This window comes from Nesterenkonia alba DSM 19423, from assembly GCF_000421745.1.
Lineage (GTDB): Bacteria > Actinomycetota > Actinomycetes > Actinomycetales > Micrococcaceae > Nesterenkonia > Nesterenkonia alba.
The window spans coordinates 1-5,156 of sequence record NZ_ATXP01000029.1 but is presented as its reverse complement, the minus strand read 5'-3'; the positions used below and the strand labels follow the sequence as shown (position 1 = coordinate 5,156).

The window sequence follows — 5,156 nt, the reverse complement described above, 5'->3', positions numbered from 1 at the left end:
GCCGGCCCTCCGCGGACTTCTTCCACACCCTGGCTTCCAGGTGTGCCTCGCCCAAGGCCTGGGTCAGCTCGGCGACCTCGGCCTCCAGCTGTTCCTCTCGGGAGGATGGTCCGGACCTGCCGGCCACCAGGGCGGTCTTGCCGGCTTCCAGGACCTCGGCCTTCCCCCGTCCGATGGACTGCTCACTGACTTTCTCCTTGCGTGCCACTTCGGCGATGGACATCTCGCCGGCCAGCACGCTCAGCACTATCCGGGTCTTCTTCTCCGCCGGAATCGAGGGTGGTCTACCCATGACTGACTCTCCTTCAGGACCTACATAACGGCCCTGCCACTAAGTCTGACGCGCGACACCAACAGAGACACCGAGTCCGACTTCAACTGCCACACCCACACTGACGGAATCTCCGGAACCGACAGGAGGGCCGTCACCCACGGAGGAACCTTCACCCACGGAGGAGCCGACGCCGTCTCCGACGTCCACAGTGACTCCGACCGCAGCTCCTACTTCAACACAGTCCCCGGAACCGACTGAGGAGTCGGCATTAACAGAGGAACCGACAGCGACGCCGACGCCGGTGGATGAGCCAACACTGAGTCCTTCCCTCCCCCCAGATGTGGAGCCTGGTTCGGTTGAGGGGGCTGAGCTGCTTCCGGTTCCGAGCCCGACCCAAACTCCTCCGTCGTCTCCAAGTCCTTCTGCCGATCCGAGGCCGAGCCCCGATCCCCCATCTGACTCTGATGCCACCTCTGATCCGAGTCCGGACGCTGAGTCTGCCCCTGAGGCCGGTTCTGACGAGGAGTCTGGCCCTGTTGCCGAGTCTGCTCCGGACCAGGCGCTTGGTGCTGAGGCGTCTGCGTACGGGCAGAGCCTGCGCTCACCGGCTGAGCTTCTGGATCACCCGGTGCGGAATGCTGTAACTGCTGCCGTGCTTGCTCTGGGGTTCACGCTGCTGGCTGCGCTGCCCTCGGAGCTGTTGTACTCCACACTGAGAAGCAACTATGACCGTGCTTTCGGGTGGGTTGCCGGCCTGAGGAGGCTGTGGGCTCGGTGGGGCTCTGGGCTGCGGCGGGTCCCCGATAAGCGCCTGGGGCTCATCGGACTGTTGGCCTCCGGGGCGGTCGTGGGTGTTCTAGCTGAAGCTGACCCGGCCAGCCCCTCGGTGGTGGCCCGCCTGTACCTGGCGGTCTTGGTGTCTTTGGGCATCATGAACGCTGCCGCAGCACTGTTCTCATGGAGCGTGGTGTACCAGTGGTACCGCGTCCCGGCGCGCATCAGGTTGATGCCTGGCTTCTTGTTGCTGGCGGCGGTCAGCGTCGTGGCCTCTCGTGTGTTCGGCCTACAGCCAGGGGTCTTGTTCGGCCTGCTGTTCACGGTGGTTGCGGTAGGCGCCCTCAACCGCACCCAGGAGGGCAAAGCCGCGGCCATCGACGGCGCCGGATTCCTGACTATGGGGCTAGTGGCTTGGTTCGCCTATGCAGCCATTGATCCGGTGGCTGAGGGTTTTTTCACTGAGTTGTTGCGCGAGGTTCTCACCACGCTGACGATCGGTGGTATCGGTTCAACCTTGGTGGCGATATTGCCGCTGCGATTCCTTATCGGGCACGCGGTCTTCTTGTGGTCCAAGAGGATGTGGGCAGTGCTCACTATGGCCTCGGTGGTCGCGTTTGTGCTGGTTGTCGCGCCTCTGCCAGAGAGTTGGATCGAGGTCTCACAGCAGACCCTGGTCTGGTCGCTGGGCTTCGGGGCCTTCGGGGTGGTCTCCATTGCGGTATGGGCATGGTTCCGCTTCCACCCAGCACCAGACCCGGCTGCGGTGCCTGCCCGGCCTTCTCCGCGGTCATACACACGATAGAGGATTGTGTAGTCCGGTTAATCCTGTAGGGTGGCCGTGGACACACTCCGGACTTCTAGGTCCGTTTCATTCTTGAGGGGAAGCCCATGTCGTTCGCATCTGTTCCACGTCGTCTCGCTGGTGCTGTGCTGGCCCTGTGCCTGATCGCACCCTTATCCGGGGCTGCACCGGCGGGGACTCAGGCCCAGGGTCTGGACAGTGCGCAGGTGTTGACCTCCAGCGACGAAGAGGGCACCACCGAAGAAGACACTGGCCCTGAGGACGAGGTTGAAGACCAGGAACAGCACCACAGTGGCACTGACGACGACGCCGCCACTGAGAACACCGACGGGGAGGCTGGAGAGAACAGCTTGCCGGGCGAGAACGCTGAGGGCGCTGAGATCTCCAACATCACCACCGATGAGGTGAGCACCCAAGCCGCCACTGATTGGGACAGCCTCATTGCGGTTGTCGCGGAGGCCTGCGCGGACGGTGGCACGGTCACCCTCGAAGGCAACATCACCGCCTCGCGGGGTCAGAACCTGAACCTTCAGGGCTGTGAGATCACCCTGGACCTCAACGGCCATGATCTGGAGATCGACGACCCAGGTCAGGGCAACGCTGCGGTTCATGTGCCTTCAGATGCGGCGCTGACGATCACCGACACCTCCGACTCCGAGGACGGCGAACTCACCGCCACCGGCGGAGAATACGGGGCGGGCATCGGCGGCGGCGTCTGGGTCGGCGGCGGGACAGTGACCATCACCGGCGGCACCATCAACGCCACCGGCGGAGAACGCGGTGCGGGCATCGGCGGCGGCGGAGAGCGCGGCGGCGGCGGGACGGTGACCATCGACGGCGGCACCGTCACCGCCCGGGGCGGACAGTGGGCTGCGGGCATCGGCGGCGGCGACCAGAGCGACGGCGGGGCGGTGACCATCACCAGCGGCACCGTCACCGCCAGCGGCGGCGACTGGGCTGCGGGCATCGGCGGCGGCGTCCAGGGCGGCGGCCGGGAGGTGACCATTACTGGCGGCACTGTCACCGCCACCGGCGGCGAGGCCGGTGCGGGCATCGGCGGCGGCGAGAGCGGCGGCGAGGTGACCATCACCGGCGGCACCGTCACCGCCACCGGTGGAGAACACGGTGCGGGCATCGGCGGCGGCGAGAGGGGCGACGGCGGCGAGGTGACCATCACCGGCGGCATCATCACCGCCACCGGCGGCGAGGCCGCTGCGGGCATCGGTGGCGGCTGGGAGGGCGGCGGCGGAACCTTGGTCATCAGGGCGAACGAGGCCGAGGGTTCTGCCGAGCACGGTGGTGGGCAAAACTCGGCAGTTATCGACTGGGACGGGGCTGCTGACGACGAGGACCTGCATGCTTACGCCCGGGCGGAAGGCGGCGCTGACTTTGTCCTGGACTTCGGCTACCTGCTGACGGCTTACCCCGGGTTTGGTGACGATGACCCGGAGGAGAGCTTCAGGGTTCTCGGGGTGGCCCCGGAGGCTCCCGAGACCCCAGACCGTCCCAGGTACACGTTCACCGGGTGGGTCGAAGGCGATCCTGACGGCGAAGCGTGGGAGCCTGAGGGCGCTGAGCCGATGGACGGGCCGCTGGTGCTCCACGCCACCTGGGAACAAAGACACGTGGCTGACTGGGACAGCCTCACTGCGGCTGTTGCGGCGGTCTGCGAGTTCGGTGAGCCTGGCACGGTGACCCTCGAGGCCAATATCGCCGCTGAGCAGGACGAGCACCTGGATCTCGCGGACTGTGAGATCACCCTGGACCTCAATGGGCAGACATTGGAGATCGAGAACCCAAGTTTCGACAACGCTGCGGTTCATGTGCCTTCAGGCGCAGTGCTGACCATCACTGACACCTCCGACTCCCGGGACGGCGAACTCATCGCTACCGGTGGCTACGGCGGTGCGGGCATCGGCGGCGGCAGCCAGGGTGATGGCGGGGCGGTGACCATCGACGGCGGCACCGTCACAGCGACCGCCAGAAACTGGGGTGCGGGCATCGGCGGCGGCAGCCAGGGTGATGGCGGGGCGGTGACTATCACCAGCGGCACCATCACCGCTACCGGCGGCGACTATGGTGCGGGGATCGGCGGCGGCCTCAACGGCAGTGGCGGGGCGGTGACCATCGACGGCGGCACCGTCACAGCCATCGGGGGCTTCGGCGGGGCGGGTATCGGCGGCGGCAGCCAGGGTGATGGCGGGGCGGTGACTATCACCAGCGGCACCATCACTGCCATCGGCGGACAAGACGGGTCGGGCATCGGCGGCGGCAGGGGCGGCGGCGGCGGAACCTTGGTCATCAGGGCGAACGAGACCGAGGATTCTGCCGAGCACGGTGGTGGCCCGGAAGGTCAGCGTCCAACCATTACGTGGCCAGCGGATGTCGAGGGTGACTTGTATGCCCTGGTTGAAGCGGATGAGAACTCTCGGGAGTTCAAGGTGGAGTTCGGGCATGTCCTGGAGCTGACCGACTTCCGTCACGGCCAGGGCCAGGAGCCAGTGACTGAGCAGCAGTTCCTTCCCTTCAGTGATGAATCGGCCACCGGTAGCATCCCGGATCAGGACGACACCGAAGTCCCTGAGGGGTTCGTCTTCACCGGGTGGCGTGATGGGGCACCGGCAGGTGATGTGATCGCTGAGGAAGATTTGGCTGACCTGCTGGATGAGGGTTCGGTGTTCCTCTATGCCACGGCTGCCCGTGCGGAGCTTGACTCTGAGGAGATCGTGGCCGGTGAGCCGATTACCGTCAACGCATTTGCCGAGGACGGCACAGTTGACGATGTCACCGACAACGCCACGATCACCTTCGACGGTAAGTCCGAGACGCCCACGGCTGCTGGTGACTATGACGTCGTCGTTCAGTACCTGGAAAGGACTCTTCTGGAAGACGAGCTGACTGTGGTGGCCGGTGAAGCAAAGTCGCTTGTAGTCACCGGCGATGAGTCCGTGACTGAGGCCGGCACAGGAACCTACACGGTGGTGTTGGTGGAGTGACCCCTTGATTTCGGTCCAGTAGTTATGTGAGTTGCACTGGCGCCCGCTCTTGGCGGGAGGAAGACTGGTGTAACCATGACAGCGAAGAGGAAGCGGCACTCCCCGGAGCAGATCATCCGCAAGCTCGGTGAGGCTGAGAAGATGCTGGCCCAAGGCCATGATGTCGCCGCGGTTGCCCGGGAACTCGGAGTTACTGAGGGCACCTACTACCGGTGGAAGAACCAATACGGCGGGCTCAAGGCCGAGGACGCCAAGCGACTCAAAGAGCTCCAGAAGCAGAATGACCGGCTCAAACGACTGCTGGCCG

General features: G+C 65.4%; 4 protein-coding genes. 3 read left to right on the top strand and 1 reads right to left on the bottom strand.

The window, feature by feature from the left end; translation table 11 throughout:
- Positions 1–292, bottom strand: a 292-nt coding sequence (locus H578_RS0111945; RefSeq protein ID WP_022873907.1) for a transposase, incomplete at its 3' end; no start/stop codon positions are given.
- A gap of 610 nt (positions 293–902) precedes the next feature.
- On the opposite strand from H578_RS0111945, the gene H578_RS0111935 reads away from it, so the two are divergent.
- From H578_RS0111935 to H578_RS0111925, 3 genes are all read left to right on the top strand, one after another.
- On the top strand, positions 903–1,853 hold the full coding sequence (locus tag H578_RS0111935) for a hypothetical protein (RefSeq protein WP_022873905.1): 951 nt from the start codon (positions 903–905) through the stop codon (positions 1,851–1,853).
- A gap of 86 nt (positions 1,854–1,939) precedes the next feature.
- Positions 1,940–4,849: a hypothetical protein gene (locus H578_RS16720; protein ID WP_028464214.1), complete on the top strand. Its 2,910-nt coding sequence runs from the start codon at positions 1,940–1,942 to the stop codon at positions 4,847–4,849.
- Between the two features lie 75 nt (positions 4,850–4,924).
- Positions 4,925–5,156, top strand: a 232-nt coding sequence (locus H578_RS0111925; protein ID WP_022873903.1) for an IS3 family transposase, incomplete at its 3' end; no start/stop codon positions are given.

Excerpts from the sequence above, each read along its gene's own strand:
- H578_RS16720 (WP_028464214.1), top strand. The coding sequence starts at position 1,940 with ATGTCGTTCGCATCTGTTCCACGTCGTCTCGCTGGTGCTGTGCTGGCC.